The 16,369-nt window shown below is 47.2% G+C and carries 10 protein-coding genes; 8 read left to right on the top strand and 2 right to left on the bottom strand.

All coding sequences use genetic code 11. The features are described 5' to 3' along the window. Positions 1-438 precede the first annotated feature (438 nt). Positions 439-750 carry a DUF6679 family protein gene (locus QUB44_RS19785; RefSeq protein ID WP_006633466.1) on the top strand — a complete coding sequence of 104 codons (312 nt, stop codon included), beginning with the start codon at positions 439-441 and terminating at the stop codon, positions 748-750. 331 nt (positions 751-1,081) lie between these two features. On the opposite strand, the gene QUB44_RS19780 is transcribed toward QUB44_RS19785, so the two are convergent. Beyond that, the gene (locus QUB44_RS19780; protein ID WP_333370036.1) at positions 1,082-2,719 is read right to left on the bottom strand and encodes an MBL fold metallo-hydrolase; all 1,638 of its coding nucleotides are present in this window, start codon (positions 2,717-2,719) and stop codon (positions 1,082-1,084) included. 1,791 nt (positions 2,720-4,510) lie between these two features. On the opposite strand from QUB44_RS19780, the gene QUB44_RS19775 reads away from it, so the two are divergent. After that, a complete protein-coding gene (locus tag QUB44_RS19775) occupies positions 4,511-5,713 on the top strand; it encodes a glycosyltransferase (RefSeq protein ID WP_333370025.1) in 1,203 nt (400 codons plus the stop codon). A gap of 529 nt (positions 5,714-6,242) precedes the next feature. Here the strand turns inward: QUB44_RS19775 and QUB44_RS19770 are convergent. Beyond that, positions 6,243-6,455: a hypothetical protein gene (locus tag QUB44_RS19770; RefSeq protein ID WP_333370023.1), complete on the bottom strand. Its 213-nt coding sequence runs from the start codon at positions 6,453-6,455 to the stop codon at positions 6,243-6,245. Positions 6,456-6,647: 192 nt separating this feature from the next. Here QUB44_RS19770 and QUB44_RS19765 point away from each other — a divergent pair, with 192 nt between their 5' ends. The 6 genes from QUB44_RS19765 (at position 6,648) to QUB44_RS19740 (ending at position 16,312) form a co-directional block, all read left to right on the top strand. Next, positions 6,648-7,844: a glycosyltransferase gene (locus QUB44_RS19765; RefSeq protein ID WP_333370021.1), complete on the top strand. Its 1,197-nt coding sequence runs from the start codon at positions 6,648-6,650 to the stop codon at positions 7,842-7,844. 289 nt (positions 7,845-8,133) lie between these two features. After that, positions 8,134-9,450 (top strand): glycosyltransferase family 2 protein, encoded by a 1,317-nt coding sequence (locus tag QUB44_RS19760; protein WP_333370019.1) that lies wholly within the window; start codon positions 8,134-8,136, stop codon positions 9,448-9,450. A 257-nt stretch (positions 9,451-9,707) separates the two neighbouring features. Next, entirely contained in the window at positions 9,708-10,958 is a 1,251-nt protein-coding gene (locus QUB44_RS19755) for a glycosyltransferase (protein ID WP_333370017.1), read from the top strand. After that, positions 10,955-11,746 (top strand): ABC transporter permease, encoded by a 792-nt coding sequence (locus QUB44_RS19750; protein ID WP_333370015.1) that lies wholly within the window; start codon positions 10,955-10,957, stop codon positions 11,744-11,746. The genes QUB44_RS19755 and QUB44_RS19750 overlap by 4 nt, the downstream gene beginning before the upstream one ends. Next, a complete protein-coding gene (locus tag QUB44_RS19745; protein WP_333370013.1) occupies positions 11,747-13,819 on the top strand; it encodes a Wzt carbohydrate-binding domain-containing protein in 2,073 nt (690 codons plus the stop codon). A gap of 75 nt (positions 13,820-13,894) precedes the next feature. Then, a complete protein-coding gene (locus QUB44_RS19740) occupies positions 13,895-16,312 on the top strand; it encodes a sulfotransferase (protein WP_333370011.1) in 2,418 nt (805 codons plus the stop codon). Positions 16,313-16,369: the final 57 nt, after the last annotated feature.

The raw sequence follows: 16,369 nt of genomic DNA, 5'->3' as shown, positions 1-16,369 counted from the left end.
GTGTCGCTTTAGAGCTTTGGCTTTGAGATTTGAGATTTGAGATTGAGCCTTGACGGCGTTAGTGGGCGATCGAACAAACGTCGAAACAATAGGTTTCTGGTGGACTTGAGGCAAAAGAGAGGGAGATTTTTGAGGCAGAGTCTGTTGTTATTGTCGCTGTTAATCGCGTGCCGGAGTCAAGTCCTAATGCTCCGATCTATGCTGGCAAATGCCTCTCACGAGGGATGCCACTGGCTGCACAACCTGTAATTGGATAAATGGCGTACTAGATAGATTTGGTGGTAAAATCAAATTTGGTAACTCCCATCGGTACCAAAGTTGCGGAAAACGTGAAACTGGCCAGTCCATACGGCTGTGCCTTCCGATGTAAAACCCAAAGTACGTTACGGTAAACAGACCATATTTTAAGCAAGTTACACTGCGCAGGAGAACTGACAAATGCTACAGCGCAAAATCTATCAACTCTGTTGTGATGGTCGTGAGGTTTCTATTTTTCTTCGAGATCAGCAACGTTGGATAGAGCGCGCTCGTATCCTAGATATTGAAGGGGATCTAGTCACGCTGCGCTACGAAACCGACGAAGAAGACGAAATCAGCTCCTGGGAAGAAATGGTGCGTCTCGAAAGTATTGGAGCTGTGTCCCAGAAGTTGGCTTCGGTATCCCGAACTAACTGCGAACCCCTAGTTTCTGATGATTGTCCCGAAGCCGAACAAATTCGCAATCACTACCCCGACTCGAATTTGGAATAGTTTTGAGCTCGCGCTTGAGGCAGAAGGAAAACTTGGGGGAAAAGAAAACGGCTTTTCTCCCTTTTTTGTGGAGAAATTATGCAAAAAACCCAGTTTAGGCCAAAAATATTCTGGGTTGTGACCCCATAAGCTATTTTGCCTTTAAATTTAAGCTTGATGGCGGGCTCTCCTGCCCAACCCCTACTCCCCACAACAGCGTAAGTACACAGTAGTTTAAAAATTCAATACGCGACAGCTTACCGCTGCTGAAACCGGGTTTTTTGTCTGGGTGCGTCCAGGACTGTTCTTTTGTTTTCTTTGCCTGCGGGCTGGTTTCGAGGTTCCCGACAGCTTATTCGCCGTCTGTTTCCCCATCTTCTAGGAAAAGTTCGGACTCCGGTATCGCTTTAAACACCGGACAGAAACCGTCGGGGGTTACTTTAAAGCCAAACAAAGCACTGGATTGGTTCCAACAGCGCTGGCTGCGGTAGTGCTGGCAATTGCCACAGCATTCAAGGTTTGCCTGAACGGCGCTGCCTTGAAACAGGAGTTCCCGCTGGGAGATGCCGCGCAGTACCAGTTCTTCGCCTTGCCAGCGGGCTTCTACCAAACCGGTATCGGCAAAATTGGCCCACCGGGGATCGGCTGTAATCGGACTCGGCAAGCTAATTGCTACCTCTGTCCCCAATTCGCTGAGTTCTCCCTCATAGTTAGTTTCCGGGATAGCGGGCTGCAAAAACATTTCCCCGATCGGCAATTCGACCAATGTTCCGGCCGCCGGAGTGTGCAACTGGTAGCGGTTTCGCAGCTCGTCCAAGTTAGCCAAGTCAGCCAAATATGCAGGGGAACCGTGGACTAAAATTACGTGCTGGGGACGCAAATTGTGGATGAGTTGGGTAGTCCCCGGCCCGTCGCAGTGTTCGGCTAGCAGATAAGTTTCGACACTTGTGACTCCAGATTCGGGCCTGTTGCCCAGCCAGTCGCTGACGGGATATCCTGGTTTTTGAGGGGCGAGCAAAATCCAAGGATGTGTGCCATCGGCAACATACAAAGCCAAATCAGCTAACTTGTCTGTAATTACAATACAGGGCGTGGCTCCCAATCCGGGGCGTTGTTCGGCAGACAGCCGGCGGACGCGGGGTTTCACCCTTTCGTCCCAAAACAAAGGTTGGTGCAGAGCAAAATTTTGGACGGCGGTGGGAAATTGGGGTAACAGTTCCAGATAAGCGTCGCACCCGTCGGCGACAGTGCCGTCCACCCAAATATCCAAGTCGCGGCCAGTAAAGTAGTGGTGACTGCGGAGCAGCATCAGCATTTCTTGACCCAAACCAAGGGCCGGGGCGGGCAGCAGTACCGAGTACCCGTCGGCGATGGCACGGTGGATGCGATCGGCTAACTGATTTTCCAGTTGTCGGCGGTGAGGGTGGCGCGCCGTGCCGTAACTGCCTTCCAAAATTAACACATCCGGCTTCATGCCCCTGAGTTCTCCCAGGGGCAAACCTTCGACCAAACGAGAATTGGACAGGAAAAAGTCGCCGGTGTAAACCACTGTGTAGGTGCGGTGCGGAGCGGCATAAGTCAGCAGCACAGTCGCCGCCCCGGGCAAGTGGCCCGACGGGAACAACTGCACGCTCAGTCCAGGGCGCACTTCGAGCGGCGACTGCCAGGGCAGTCCCTGACAGAAGCGGGACTCTGGCTGCTGAGCCAGTTCTGGCCAGTTGAGCGGTAGCAGTCGCGCTGTCACTTCGCTGGCGTAAATTGGCAAGTGGGGGAAAGATTGATGGAGTGCTAGCAAACCTCTGGCGTGGTCAGAGTGGGCGTGGGTACACACCACAAAATCGGCTGGCAGCGATCGATTTAGTGTCGCTGACAGCGGTGCAATATCCTCTATACCGCAGTCGAGTAAAATGCGGTGCGGCCCCATTCGGACTAGCAGACAGACCCCTTCCTGTGCGTGGCCTGCGCCGTAAGGTAAACAATCGAGATCCATCACTGCGGTTAGCTCCCTGCTTTGCACGCAACTTGCAGTATCGCCACTTTTAAACATTGGTTGCGACTGCATTCATTCGATCGAGTTCAGTCTCGGACGCTGAAACCGGGTTTGATGAACGAAAACAGAAAACACTTTGTTGCCGCCCTCGCTCCCGGTTAAAAAACCCGGTTTATCAAAGTTTTGGTGCGTAAGCCCTGGAGCTTAATGTGTGCTCGAAGGCTCCGGCTCTCGTGCAAGGAAAGTAATTGCACTTAAGATTGGATGCAGCGCCAAGAAAGCGATTTTCCGAAGGCATTAGCCGGACTGGCATTCGGCCTTCGACAAAGTTCAGGCTACTGGTTCTTGCATCAAAAGTTACATTTTATTGCACCATGTAAGAGCAGCGAGCTCGATCTCATATTCTGAGTTTTAAACCTTTTTCCACAATTTGCGCCTACTAAAAGGTAATCTTTTTTATGAGGAGATTTTAATTCAGATGACCCAACATCTTGATAAAACTTTACAATTCTTCATTTTTAGGGGGTGGGAGGGCCGTGTATTGTCTAATCTGAAAAACCTAGAATCACCATCGTGCTAACTAACTGCTTTTGTCAGGGCAGAGAGAGACTTTATGAGTTTGATCGGTTTGTTTGTAAAAGTTTGATACATTCTTCTAAGCAAACCTTCTGGCTATCCAGGAGAGAGTTTAAATGGCTTTTTGACATCGCCCAAAAACGGATATAAGTTTCCAACAGGAATCGCCAGCAGCCCAAAGTTTTAGACTCTTGTTCAAGCTCCAGATTCATCTGTGAAGTAAATAATCTCAAATCGTTCGACTGAGCACGACTCGACGGCTCGCCAAACGCCTGAGCGCGGCTCGACTTAGCTGGACTCGACGGCTCGCCCAAAGTCTCGCCGAAGTCTCAAAACTCAAATCTAAAATCGATTGACCGAATGCCTCCAGGATACAAGCCCCCGGATTCATCCGTCCAGAAATAAAAAACCTGTATCCGATAAAGGAGCCTCCGAATTTATCCGTGGGGTCAATACTTCAATTCTTTAATCTAAAATCTAAAATCTAAAATCTAAAATCGATTGACTGCCCCATAATAGGTTTGTTTACTCCGCTCAGTGACTAGGGGACAAAACGATGTGTTTTTGGGTTTTACCCTCAACCTAGCCACATCAATCCCCCGACAATGGAGGATATTTATCCTGTACAAATCACACTAACTTGCCAGAAATAATCTCAGGTCTATGAGCCTCCAACCAGTCTGTAATCTTCAGTTTGTTATCATGGTTGGGTCTTCTTTGGGGTTGGTTTCTGAGTTGTTTTTCAGCTAATCCCTGCGTGTTTAAACCGCGAAAGTTTGAACTTGGAGAGTGTTTAATTGTTTGGTATGTTGCCCTTGAATAGTACCCGATCGCAATTAAAGCTGAAATGAGAGCCCTCGCAAAAACCGGGTTTTGTCAAAAAATCTGGTTTTTAGATTTGGTATTAATGGGGAGACTGAGGAGGGCGCAGACGGTCAATAACGCCTACAATTGACACGTGCATTGAGGTGCGAAGGTTTTCGATAAAAAATATTATGTAGGAAAAAAACTTGACATTAGCGGGTCATCGAAAGTTAAAATAAATAAATAGCCATAACAAAATGAGGCTTTATGTTTGATTCGCAATCTGCGATCGGCAAGTATGGCATTGAGAAGTTGCTATCCCCTAAAACAAGTTCTGCTAAAATACATCCGGTAATATACGGAGTATCTAGGATTTTTTCGCAATCTAAAATCTAAAATCTAAAACCTAAAATGGCAACAGCTATTCTTGAGCTGGAAATCTCCAAACTTCCGCCAGAAATTACGGTTGAGGAGCGTTACAGCAAAGCCTTGATTTTAATTCGACTGCACGGAAAACCGATCGGTCAAGCTCTTTTTCACGTAGTCGGAGGCCGCATTGGCGGTGACGAATTACGGAAAACACTGAGGAATTGTGCTGGTGACAACTTGTGGAAAAACTTGCTCTACGACACTCTAGAATGGGATGAGCGGGGGTCGGTGGAGGCATTGCCGATCGCCACAGTAGCGGTTTGCACGCGCGATCGCCCGGAAGATTTGCGGCGCTGTCTAGACGCGCTGATGCTGCTGCCAGATGATGGTCAGGAATACCTGGTAATTGACAATTGTCCCAGCACGGACGCTACCAAGGAACTGGTCAAAATTTACCCAAAAGTCCGCTATGTGCGCGAAGACTTACCAGGCTCCAGCGCTGCCCGTAACCGAGCTTTACGCGAAGCTAAACATGAATTCGTAGCGTTTACAGATGACGATGCTGCCCCCGATCCCAACTGGCTGCGATCGCTCTTGTGGAATTTTAGCGATCCGCGAGTTATGTGCGTCACAGGGCTAGTGATGCCCTTGGAACTGGAAACCGAAGCGCAAGAATGGTTTGAGTGCTACAGCCCCCACGGGCGGGGATTTGAGCGCCGAGTTGTTGACGGGGCGCACTGCAATCCTCTGATTGTGCATCTTGTGGGAGTTTCGGCGAGTATGGCTTTGCGGAAAAGTTCGATCGACTACATTGGCCTGTTTGACGAAGCTTTGGGGGCGGGAACACCCACGGTGGGCGGCGAAGACTGTGAACTTTTTGCCCGCATTTTGCGCGCTGGTTACTGCATTGTCTACGAGCCGAGAGCATTGAGCTGGCACCGCCATCGCCGCACTTGGGAAGAATTGCAAAAAACGCTCCGAGGCTACGGAATCGGAGTCTATGCTTTCTGGACGCGGATGTTTGTAATCAACAGAGAATTCAGTGTGCCTCTATTAGCTTGGGGATGGCTACGGTATAAGCAAATTCCTGAATTAATTGCTTCTTTGCGAAAGCAACCGGGCTGTATTCCTAGCGATTTACTTTTGGCTCAACTGTGGGGGTGCATTAGCGGACCGATGGCTTATTTTTATTCTCGCAAGCGGTTGCAGGAAGTTAAAGGGGAAGTCAATCGATTTGAGATTTGAAATTTGAGATTTGAGATTTACTCCACAGATGAATTTGGGAAATTAAACTAAGGTCTAAAGCTTTTTGGATTAGTCATTAGTCAGGAGGAACAGAGAGGTTCGGCAACGGATGGTGTAATAAATTTAAGGGATTTAACAGATGGATATTGAGGGGGCAAGGAAGAAGTAAGAGTGTTTGAAATTTTAATCACCACTTATAAATTACCAAATACCAAATACCAAGGGTGCATCTCAGTTTTATGCACGGAGACCCGGCGCGTGCTGATTTGGGCAATCGTAAAAATGTGGGTCGGGCGAGCGAGAACACTCATAAAGTGGGTTGTATAGGAGTGATTCTTAGCTCAACTGGTCTCTACAAGACCCTACAAGATATTATGGTTTTTTGTGCCGTTATACTTAGCATTGGGCTTTATTGTCAAAAAAGAGTATTTCATGGGCTCGGTCTCTATTCTCACAACTGGCTTGGGATTGCTATAGAACTACTATTTGCGAAAGTTTGAATTGCGAGAGTGCTTAATTGTTTTGTATATTATTGTCGAGAATAGTACCCGATCGCAATTAAAGCTGAAATGAGGAGCGATCGCACAAACCGGGTTTTGTCATAAAATCTGGTTTTTAGAGGTGGCATTAATAATGGCAAGGCTTGGTGGCGGTCTGCTGCCAATAACACCTGCAATTGACACAAGCCTCGACAAGGGATCGTTGCCGCTGGTAAAAGTTGTGTTGGGAAAAAACTTGACATCAGCGGGTAATTGAAAGTAAAAATAAATAAAAGCAATAAAAATTAATGAGGCTTGATCTTTGATTCGCGATCGGCAATCGGCAAGTATGGCATTGAGAAGTTGCTATCCCCTAAAACAATTTCTGCTAAAATACCTCCGGTAATATAGGGAGTATCTAGGATTTTTTCGCAATCTAAAATCTAAAATCTAAAATGGCAACAGCTATTCTTGACCTGGAAATCTCCAAACTCCCGCCAGAAATTACGGTTGAGGAGCGTTACAGTAAAGTCTTGATTTTAATTCGACTGCACGGAAAACCGATCGGTCAAGCTCTTTTGCCCGTAGTCGGAGGCCGCCTTGGCGGTGACGAATTACGGGAAAAACTGATGAATGCTGCTGGTGACAACTTGTGGAAAAACTGGCTCTACGACACTCTAGAATGGGATGAGCGGGGGCCAGTGGAGGCATTGCCGATCGCCACAGTAGCAGTTTGCACGCGCGATCGCCCGGAAGATTTGCGGCGCTGTCTAGACGCGCTGATGCTGCTGCCAGATGATGGTCAGGAATACCTGGTAATTGACAATTGTCCCGCCACCGAGGTCAGCAGTGAATTGGTCAAAAATTACCCAAAAATTCGCTATGTGCGCGAAGATGTAGCGGGCGAGAGCGCTGCCCGCAACCGAGCTTTACGCGAAGCTAAACACGAATTCGTAGCTTTTACAGATGACGATGCTGCCCCCGATCCGAACTGGCTGCGATCGCTGTTGCGAAATTTCAGAGATCCGCGAGTTATGTGTGTCACGGGGCTACTGATGCCCCTAGAACTGGAAACCGAAGCGCAAGAATTGTTTGAGTTCTACAGCCCCTACGGGCAGGGCTTCGAGCGCCGAGTTTTTGACGGGGCGCACTGCAATCCGCTGATTGTAGCTCCACTGGGGGTTTCGGGGAGTATGGCTTTGCGGAAAAGTTCGATCGACTGCATCGGGCTGTTTGACGAAGCTTTGGGCGTGGGTACGCCTGCTAAGGCCGGTTCAGACAGCGCACAGTTTGCCCGCATTTTGCGATCGGGCTACCGCATCGTCTACGAACCGAGAGCTTTGAGTTGGCACCGCCACCGACGCACCTGGGAAGAACTACGCAACTTGCTCCGATGCTACGGAATCGGAGTCTATGCTTTCTGGACGAGGATGTTTGTAATCAACAAAGAATTTAGTGTACCTCTATTAGCTTGGGGATGGCTGTATTACAAGCAAATTCCTGAGTTATTTGCTTCTTTGCGAAAGCAACCGGACTGTATTCCTAGTGATTTACTTTTGGCTCAAATGCGGGGGTGCATTAGCGGGCCGATGGCTTATTTTTCTTCTCGCAAGCGGTTACAGGAAGTTAAAGGGGAAGTCAATCGATTTTAGATTTTAGATTTTAGATTTTAGATTTACTCACATGATGAATCTGGGAAATGAAACTAAGTTCTAAGCTTTGGGGATTAGTCATTAGTCATTAGTCAGGAGGAAAAGGGAAGTCCGGCAACGGATGGTGTAATGGATTTAAGGGATTTAACAGATGGATATTGAGGGGATAGGGAAGAAGTAAGAGTGTTTGAAATTTTAATCACAACTTATAAATCCCCAAATACCAAATACCAAATATTAATTCCCCAATCCCAAAGAACAACTACTAATTACCAAATACAAATCTAATATGAATAGGGAAAATCCAACAATTAGCATAATTATTCCGAGCCACAATCGCAGTTCTTCGCTGCGGCGCGCTCTTGATGCTGTGCACTCGCAGACTTATCCGATCGACCTGCTCGAAGTTATTGTAGTGGCAGATAGCTGCATTGACGATACTTTGGCAATGCTACAAGACTACAAAGCTCAGTTTAAACTGCAGGTGATCGAGGTAAATTGCCGGAGCGCTGCCATCGCCCGCAATACAGGAGCGGCTTCGGCTACCGGGCAATTGCTGCTGTTTCTCGACGACGACATCGAAGCGCTGCCGCCTTTGGTGGAAAGCCACGCGCGGGTTCACCGAGAGCGTCCGGGAGCGGCTGTCATGGGGCCCTATCCGCCTAAGTTGCACGGAGGAACTAGGTTTTTTGACGTGGAAGTGCGCTCGTGGTGGGAAGAGAAGTTTTATCAGATGAGCCAACCTGGGCACCGATTTACTTATCAAGATTTGCTCAGCGGCAACCTTTCTTTGGATGCAGAACTGTTTGCTCGTCTCGAAGGCTTTGATTCGGCTTTCGGGAACTGCGGCGGGGAAGATTACGAGTTTGGGCTGCGTTTGCTGAAAGCTGATGTACCTTTTGCTTTAGCGGAGGATGCTGTGGGCTATCATTACGAACACGAAACTAACAATCTCGATCGCTCTTTTCGCCGGTCTCGTCAGGAAGGGCGATCGGATGTTTTGATCGGCCGCCGACACCCGGAACTCAGACCGACGCTGCACATAAAAGACTACGAAACTCCTTATTTTTTGGTAGACAAGATTGTGGTGACGCTCACGTTTTTCTGGCCGGCGGTTATGGATTGGCTGGCTGTGGGAGGCAGGAAATCTCTGGATTTGCTCGAAAGCTTGGGGATGCGGGAAAATTGGCGGTGGTTGCGGGCAAAATTGCGCGGTTATTGGTATTTGCGGGGTGTGATTGATGAGCTAAAAAGTCGCTCTGCTATTTCTAGTTTTATGCAAGGGGGCCCGGCCCGTGCTGATTTGGGCGGACATGAAATTAACATTGATTTGCAGCAAGGTTGGGAAGCGGCAGAAAGTCTGCTGGACGCGGAACGACCGGCTGGGGTTTACCTGTATTACGACCAACTAACAGTCGGCCATATTTTTCCGCAAGCGGGGGCGGAACCGCTGCGGGGCGCTCACTTGCGATCGATTCTGGCGCTTCACTTTGCTCAACCCCTGGCTGGGGCGATCGCGGTTAACGGTATGCCCCGCAGTGCTGAAACGCTTGAAGAAAAACCTTTAGTTGCTTTTGAAACTTACGAGTTAGCAATTAATAGCTAAGTAAATAGGTGCACATAAAGATTACAGGATTCGGGCAGGTGAGTGCCTTCATATTCTCGCTTATATCTCGTTATGCTTAGCTAAACTAGCCCCTCGAAGATATTTTTTTTCGTGCATATCTATTGAATTCGGGGAAGTGAAACCAAAAACTCAAACCTCAAAAGTTGGGAAATTGGAAAATTGCCACCCCAAACTTAAAAGTCCCAAGTCAAAACTTTTCTATCTAGTGCCCGCTGCAAAATTTTCAGGAGCAAGTTATGGCAATAAAAGTGATGGAGATTGAGTTTGCCGAAAAGATTAATCCGATTAGGCAACTCGAACAATACGAAGGAGTTCGCATTTTAGTTCGCTACCGGGGACGGCCTCTGGGCTGGGCTTATGTTAGTAACAATCCCTGGGAACAAACAATTTCCGCTGAGCGAGTGCGACAAACAATTGTGGATCAGTTAGGAAAAGAGTTGGTGCGATCGACTTTAGGAGAGCAGTTCGGCGCTGTTTCTGAAGCAGTGGCGGATCGCGACCTGCCGTCAATTAGCGTTGTCATCTGCACGCGCGATCGCACAGATTTGCTCAAAGGCGCTCTGGAAGCTCTGCTCGCCCTCGACTATCCGCACCGCGAAATTATCGTTATAGACAACGCTCCTGCAACCAGCAGTACCGCTGAATTAGTCGCGGATGCGCCTGTGCGCTACGTCAAGGAAGAACGACCAGGATTGGACTGGGCGCGCAATCGGGGGATTGCGGAAGCGCGGCATGAGATTATTGCTTTTACTGACGACGACGTGCGGCCCGATCGCGGTTGGCTGCGGGGTATTGCTTCGGCGTTTGCTGACCCAGAAATTATGGCCGTGAGTGGTTTAGTGGCGGCAGCCGAACTAGAAACCTTGCCGCAACAGCAATTTGAACTGATATATGGCGGAATGCTGCAATACCTCCACCCCCACAAAACCAACGGTAGCAAGCTTTCTGTGCCGGAATTGCTGTGGGCGAGCAAATACGGCGTGGGGGCGAATATGGCTTTCCGGCGACAAGTTTTCGAGGCTGTGGGCAATTTTGACGTTGCTCTCGATGTGGGGACTGCGACTCGCGGTGGTGGGGATATTGAGATGTTTCATCGGATTTTGGCGAAGGGATACTCGACTTTTTATGAGCCGAGAGCTTTTGTGTGGCACTTGCACCGGCGCAGCGCCGAGGCTTTGAGCAAGCAGTTGCAGGATAACGGGCGCGGTTTTGGGGCTTATGTACTCACGTGCTATCGCAACCGCACTGTGCCGCGCTGGGAAATTTGGAAATTTGCCATGTTTAATTGGTTCGGTTGGTGGCTGGTGCGCCGCTTGGGGAATCCGGGTTGGCTGCCGCGCAAGTTGGTAGTCAGCGAGTTGCTGGGAGCTCTCGACAGTCCTTTTGCTTACAGAAAAGCGCAGTTGCAGGCGCAGCATTTAGCTGAGATTGAGCCGGAAGAGCAGCTACAGCCGGAACCGCAGGAAGTCGCCGGAGGTGTGCGATGAGAAGTGTTCCCAGGCTGATTGACAGGCGCAAAATCGCTCATTTCTTCGATTTGCTGCGGGTGTTGGTCGATCGCGATATGAAATTACTTTACAAGCGATCGGCTTTGGGGATTGCTTGGACTTTAATCAATCCGCTGTTGCAGTTAGCTGTATTTTCCTTTGTATTTCGCTCTGTTGTACCGATTAACGTTCCACAATTTTCTTCCTTTGCTTTCAGCGGTTTGTTAATCTGGAGTTGGTCTCAAACCGCATTATTTCAAGCAACGGGATTAATTACCAACAATAAAGCGCTAATCAGACAGCCTAATTTTCCCACGGCAATTTTGCCGATAGTCACTACTATGACGGGGCTAATTCACTTTCTGTTAGCTTTGCCGGTGTTAATTATCTTTCTGGCAATTGATGGCGTTCAGCCGAGTTCAGTGCTGTTTGTGTTGCCGCTGCTGATGGTTATTCAGTTTATTTTGACAGTCAGTTTGGCTTATCCCCTCGCCGCTTTGAATGTCACTTTTCGCGATACTCAGCACACTTTGGGCGTAGTTTTGCAGATGCTGTTTTACCTGACTCCGATTTTCTACGACCTCAACAGCGTCCCGAAACAATTTCAGCCTTTTTATCAATTGAATCCTATGGTGCCACTGCTTGGAGCTTACCGCGCCATACTGCTCAAAGGTACGCAGCCGGATTGGCTGGCACTGTTAATTGTTAGCTTGGTTGTGGCTGCTCTTTTGCCGATCGGACTGGGAATTTTTAGACGGCAAAGCAATACTTTTGTGGAGGAATTGTAAATGCGTCAAGCTATTGTTGTCAAGGGTTTGGGGAAACGTTTCAACCGCTACTCGGCCGATCGACCTTATACGATTATGCAGGCCGCTTTGGCGGGTTTTCGGCAGATGAAACCGCAGGCGCGTTTTTGGGCACTGCGGGATATCAATTTCACTGTTTCTCCCGGGGAAATGCTGGGTATTCTCGGCAAAAATGGCGCGGGAAAATCGACGCTGCTGCAACTTGTTGGCGGTATCGGCCACGCTCAAGAAGGAACTATTGAAGTTAATGGCAGAATTGGCGGTTTGTTGGATTTGGGTGCGGGTTTTCACTCGGATTTAACGGGCAGAGAAAATGTGTTTGTGGGTGCGGTGGTGGCCGGTTTGACTCGCCGGGAAGCGGCGCGCAGGTTTGATGATATTGTCGAATTTGCGGAATTGCAACAGTTTATTGATAGCCCGATGCGGACTTACAGTACCGGGATGCAAATGCGGCTGGCTTTTTCGGTAGCGGTTCACACCGATCCAGAAGTGCTGTTAGTTGATGAACATTTGTCGGTTGGTGATGTGGCTTTTCAAAATAAATGTTTGAACAGAATCACGGAGTTTAAAAATCAAGGATGTGCAATTGTTTTGATTTCTCACAACGCGGCGCAAATTCATAAACTGTGCGATCGGGCTTTGTGGCTGAAATCAGGTGAAATCGTGGCTTACGGGGAACCGGAAGTGGTAGTCGGTCAGTATTTGTCGGAAATGCGCCCAGCAACCGAAAAACGCACTCCCATGCGTCCTCCTGAAATGACAACTACGGGTTCGCAACTGCGAATCAATGACAATCGCTTTGGTTCTTTAGAAGTAGAAATTACGGATATCAAAGTGTTGCCGGATGATGAGATAAACAGTGGCGATTCTATTACTGTGGAAATTCATTATTCTGTACCGAAGCCAATTTCGGCTGCTATTTTTGGCGTGACAATCAGCCGGGAAGACGGTCAAAGTTGTTTTGATACTAATACTAATCAAATGGGCAGATTGCTGCCGCTGGCGGAAGGTAAAGGCACAATCCGCCTGCACGTAGACAGGCTGGATTTAGGCAATGGTCAGTATTATGTGAATGCTGGGGTTTACGAGAAGAGTTTGGCTTACGCCTATGATTATCATTGGCACCTTTATCCGCTGTATGTGCGATCGACTGTAAGCCAAAAAACGATTCTTTGTCCGCCCTACCGCTGGGAATTTGATGGCAAAATGCAGGTTGCGGATTTACCCGAACCAATCGAAAAAGTTCACGCCTTGAATAAGGATAATCCCGCCTATGCCAATATTTCGACTCAGTTGAAAAATAAGCAGGAACCAGACTTTTTAATTATTGGCGCTCAAAAGTGCGGCACTGAGGCTTTGTGTGGTTATCTGGAAAATCACTTGCAAATTCTTAAAGAAGGTGCGAGGAGAATTCAGTTTTTTGATTTGAATTTTGAGCGGGGTGTTGATTGGTACAGCAAGCAGTTGACTCGCAGTGTGGCGGGTGACAAGGTGTTGCTGTGGGAGATGACTGGTTACTATATTTATCATCCGTTGGTGGCCGAGCGGGTTTACAAGTGTTTCCCGGATGTTAAGCTAATTGTAATGCTGCGAAACCCGGTCAAACGAGCTTGGCTGCACTATCATTTAGAAGTGGCGATCGGCTGCGAAAAGCTGAATTTTGAAAAGGCGATCGCTTCCGAACCCGATCGCCTAAAAGGTGAAATTGACAAGATCAAAGCCGAGAAAGATTATTACAGTTTCAACCACCAACATTATTCTTATTTGTCGCGAGGAATTTATGTCGAACAAATCAGGAATTGGCTCGATTATTTTCCGAGGGAACAGTTGCTAATTCTCAAAAGCGAAGATTTCGAGGCAAATACCGATAAAATTTTTTCGGAAGTGTTAGATTTCTTGGATATTAGTGCGATCGCAAGTAAAGAAGATGAGATTAATATGAGGGAGGATTACACCCAAATACCAGCAGCAATCGAACAACAATTGACAGATTATTTCAAGCCTTACAATCAGGAGCTTTCTGATTTGTTAAAACAAGATTTTACTTGGAGTTAGAATTGGTAGGTTGGGTTCCGAGAACCAAACCCAACCTACCTCAAAATATACCGTTAATTATAATTGCAAAATGTTATGAAACGCATATTTCTCCTAGGCTCTCCTCGCAGTGGCACAACAATTCTTCAAAGCTTATTAGCTGCTCATCCCGAAGTTATTTCTTTTCCGGAATCTAAGTTTTTTCACTATTTACTGTACGATCAGTTTGCGGGAAAGTTGCCAGGTAGAATGGAAGCTTTTTTTAAGGATGAAATTAAACGTCCTGAACTTTTGAAAGATTTTGATGACAGCCAAAGTGTGGAAGCTAAAGCTAGTTGGTTTGTGAGAGTTTTGGATGGTTTGGCTGCTGAACAAAAAAAAAGCATTTGGTTGGAAAAAACGCCGGAACACATATATTTTATTGATGACATAGAGCGCTTTTTGCCGGATGCGAAATTTATACATATTTTGCGAAACGGTATGGATACCATAGCTTCTATGTATGATGCTACTAGGAGTTTTAACGAATTGTGGGGCGCTGGTTGGGATTTAAACCACTGTATCTATCGCTGGGAACACGCGATGTTAACTAGCCACAAATATATTAATAAATCCAATCATATATTAGTTAAATATGAGGAGCTTTTAGATAACAAAACACAAATTCTAGGAAAAATTTGTAATTTTATGGGCATTGAATATGACGGTACAATGCTCGTTAATTATCAAGAAAAAGCCGCGAAGCTCAGTTTAAATCTACCTTGGCACAAAGGAATTGAGAGAGATGTCAAAAGTAGTAACGTTCGTAAATATCATAAAATTTTCACTAGAAATGAAATCAGATATATTTTAGATAAAATTCAGCGAGTCAAGGGTGAAATGGCCTGGAAAGTTACGGTGGAAGTGAGCGAACCAATTTCGGATATTTACGCTTGGCAAATATGCGATCGCCTGTGCTGTACGATCGAACTAGAAGGAATTCAACTCGGTATTATTGAATGGCCGATTTGCGATGGTATGGTTGCGGCTTCGGTGTTGGCGGATGCGGTTGCAGCCCAGTTTGCTTGGCCAATTCTCGATCGCTTCTTTCAACGCAATCGCTGCGAAAAAGGCAATAAATTGTGGGAAACTTTGCTGGAACCATTGCACCCTAAACATGACTGGACGCTATTTTTGCAAGAATTATGGGGGCGTCCGCATTGGCATTTGGAGGATTTCTACAAGCCAGAAATAGCAGAGGAAGTTCCAACAATTACTCTCGAAAAAGATTTGATTGTCTTAGAAATTAGCGAGGAATTTGCTAATATAAAAGTTAATCTTTCTGAAATAAATGTGCTGGTGAAAGTAGGCGGCGTGGCTGTCGGTATTGTCACTGTTGCGGTGGAAAATAATTTTGTTTCGGCTCAAAAATTGCGATCGACAATTAATCGAAATATGGGTTTTGAGTTGTGCATCGCCGCCGTGCGAGAAGCTTTGCTGGGAAAACCGCTCAACGGCAAGAAATCGCTGCGATCGCGCTTAGCCTCTTGTGCTCAACAAAGGTCTAATTTGCCCGACTGGTTGAATGCACCGGGTGCTGGGGGCATTTACCCCCAAAATGCGGTGATGTTCGGCAGGCGATCGGGTGCGATCGGGACGAGTGTCAGCCGTCGCGCCTCACTCCCGGCGGCGACGCTGCAGGAAATCGAGTCAGCCGCGGCAATCGCAGGGGAACCGACAATGGAAATTCCCCGAGAAAACGAGTTTCCAAAGCAAGTATTTTACGCACCGGAAATCATTGGCTCAAAATCTTCTTATCGGGAAGTTTCTCCCTCGGTAAAACCTCAAGTTTTTGACAATCATAGCGTTACACACAAACTCCCGATTCTCTCCTACCGCCGCATTTCTCCTGACGGTTTAGACGCAATTATTCCGCAGGTTTTTGAACAGCAGTTACACAATCTCAAAAATCTGGGTTATTACAGTGCGAGTTGGGAAAATTGGCGAAGCGCGAAACGGGATAAAACTCCTTTACCCGGTAAAGCTGTATTGATGACTTTTGACGGCGGCTATCTCGACTTTTTCCAATATGCTTGGCCTCTGCTAAAACGCTTTGATTTTACAGCAACTGTTTTTCTAGTAGCGGAGTCGATAGGAAAGACAAATAGTTGGGAAAAAGCCGAATTTGAAGAAGTGCAGTTAATGGGCTGGCCGGAAATTTTGCAACTGCGGGATGCAGGGATTGAATTCGGTTCTATGTCTGCTACTCATCAACCTCTGACTGCATTGTCGCCGATAGAAATTGTGCGGGAGGCAGCCAAATCCCGTGCTATCTTGGAACGGGGATTAGAGAAACCTGTTAAATGTTTTGCCTATCCTTACGGGGATGTCGATCCAATTGTAGCGCATTTAATTGGAGCGAGTGGATATACTTTTGGTGTATCATCTACATTAGATTTTAGCAGTTTTGAAGATTCTTTATTGTCGCTGCCGCGCATTCAAGTCACCGCAGAAAATGCCTTAAAATTAGCTTAGTATGGTGCGTTAATCAGCGAGATTTTTCCCTCAACTAACAATCTCTCAACTGACGCA

Origin of the sequence: Microcoleus sp. AT3-D2 (assembly GCF_036705715.1) — a bacterium.
Classification (GTDB): Bacteria; Cyanobacteriota; Cyanobacteriia; order Cyanobacteriales; family Microcoleaceae; genus Microcoleus.
This window is presented reverse-complemented; position numbering and strand designations above follow the sequence as displayed.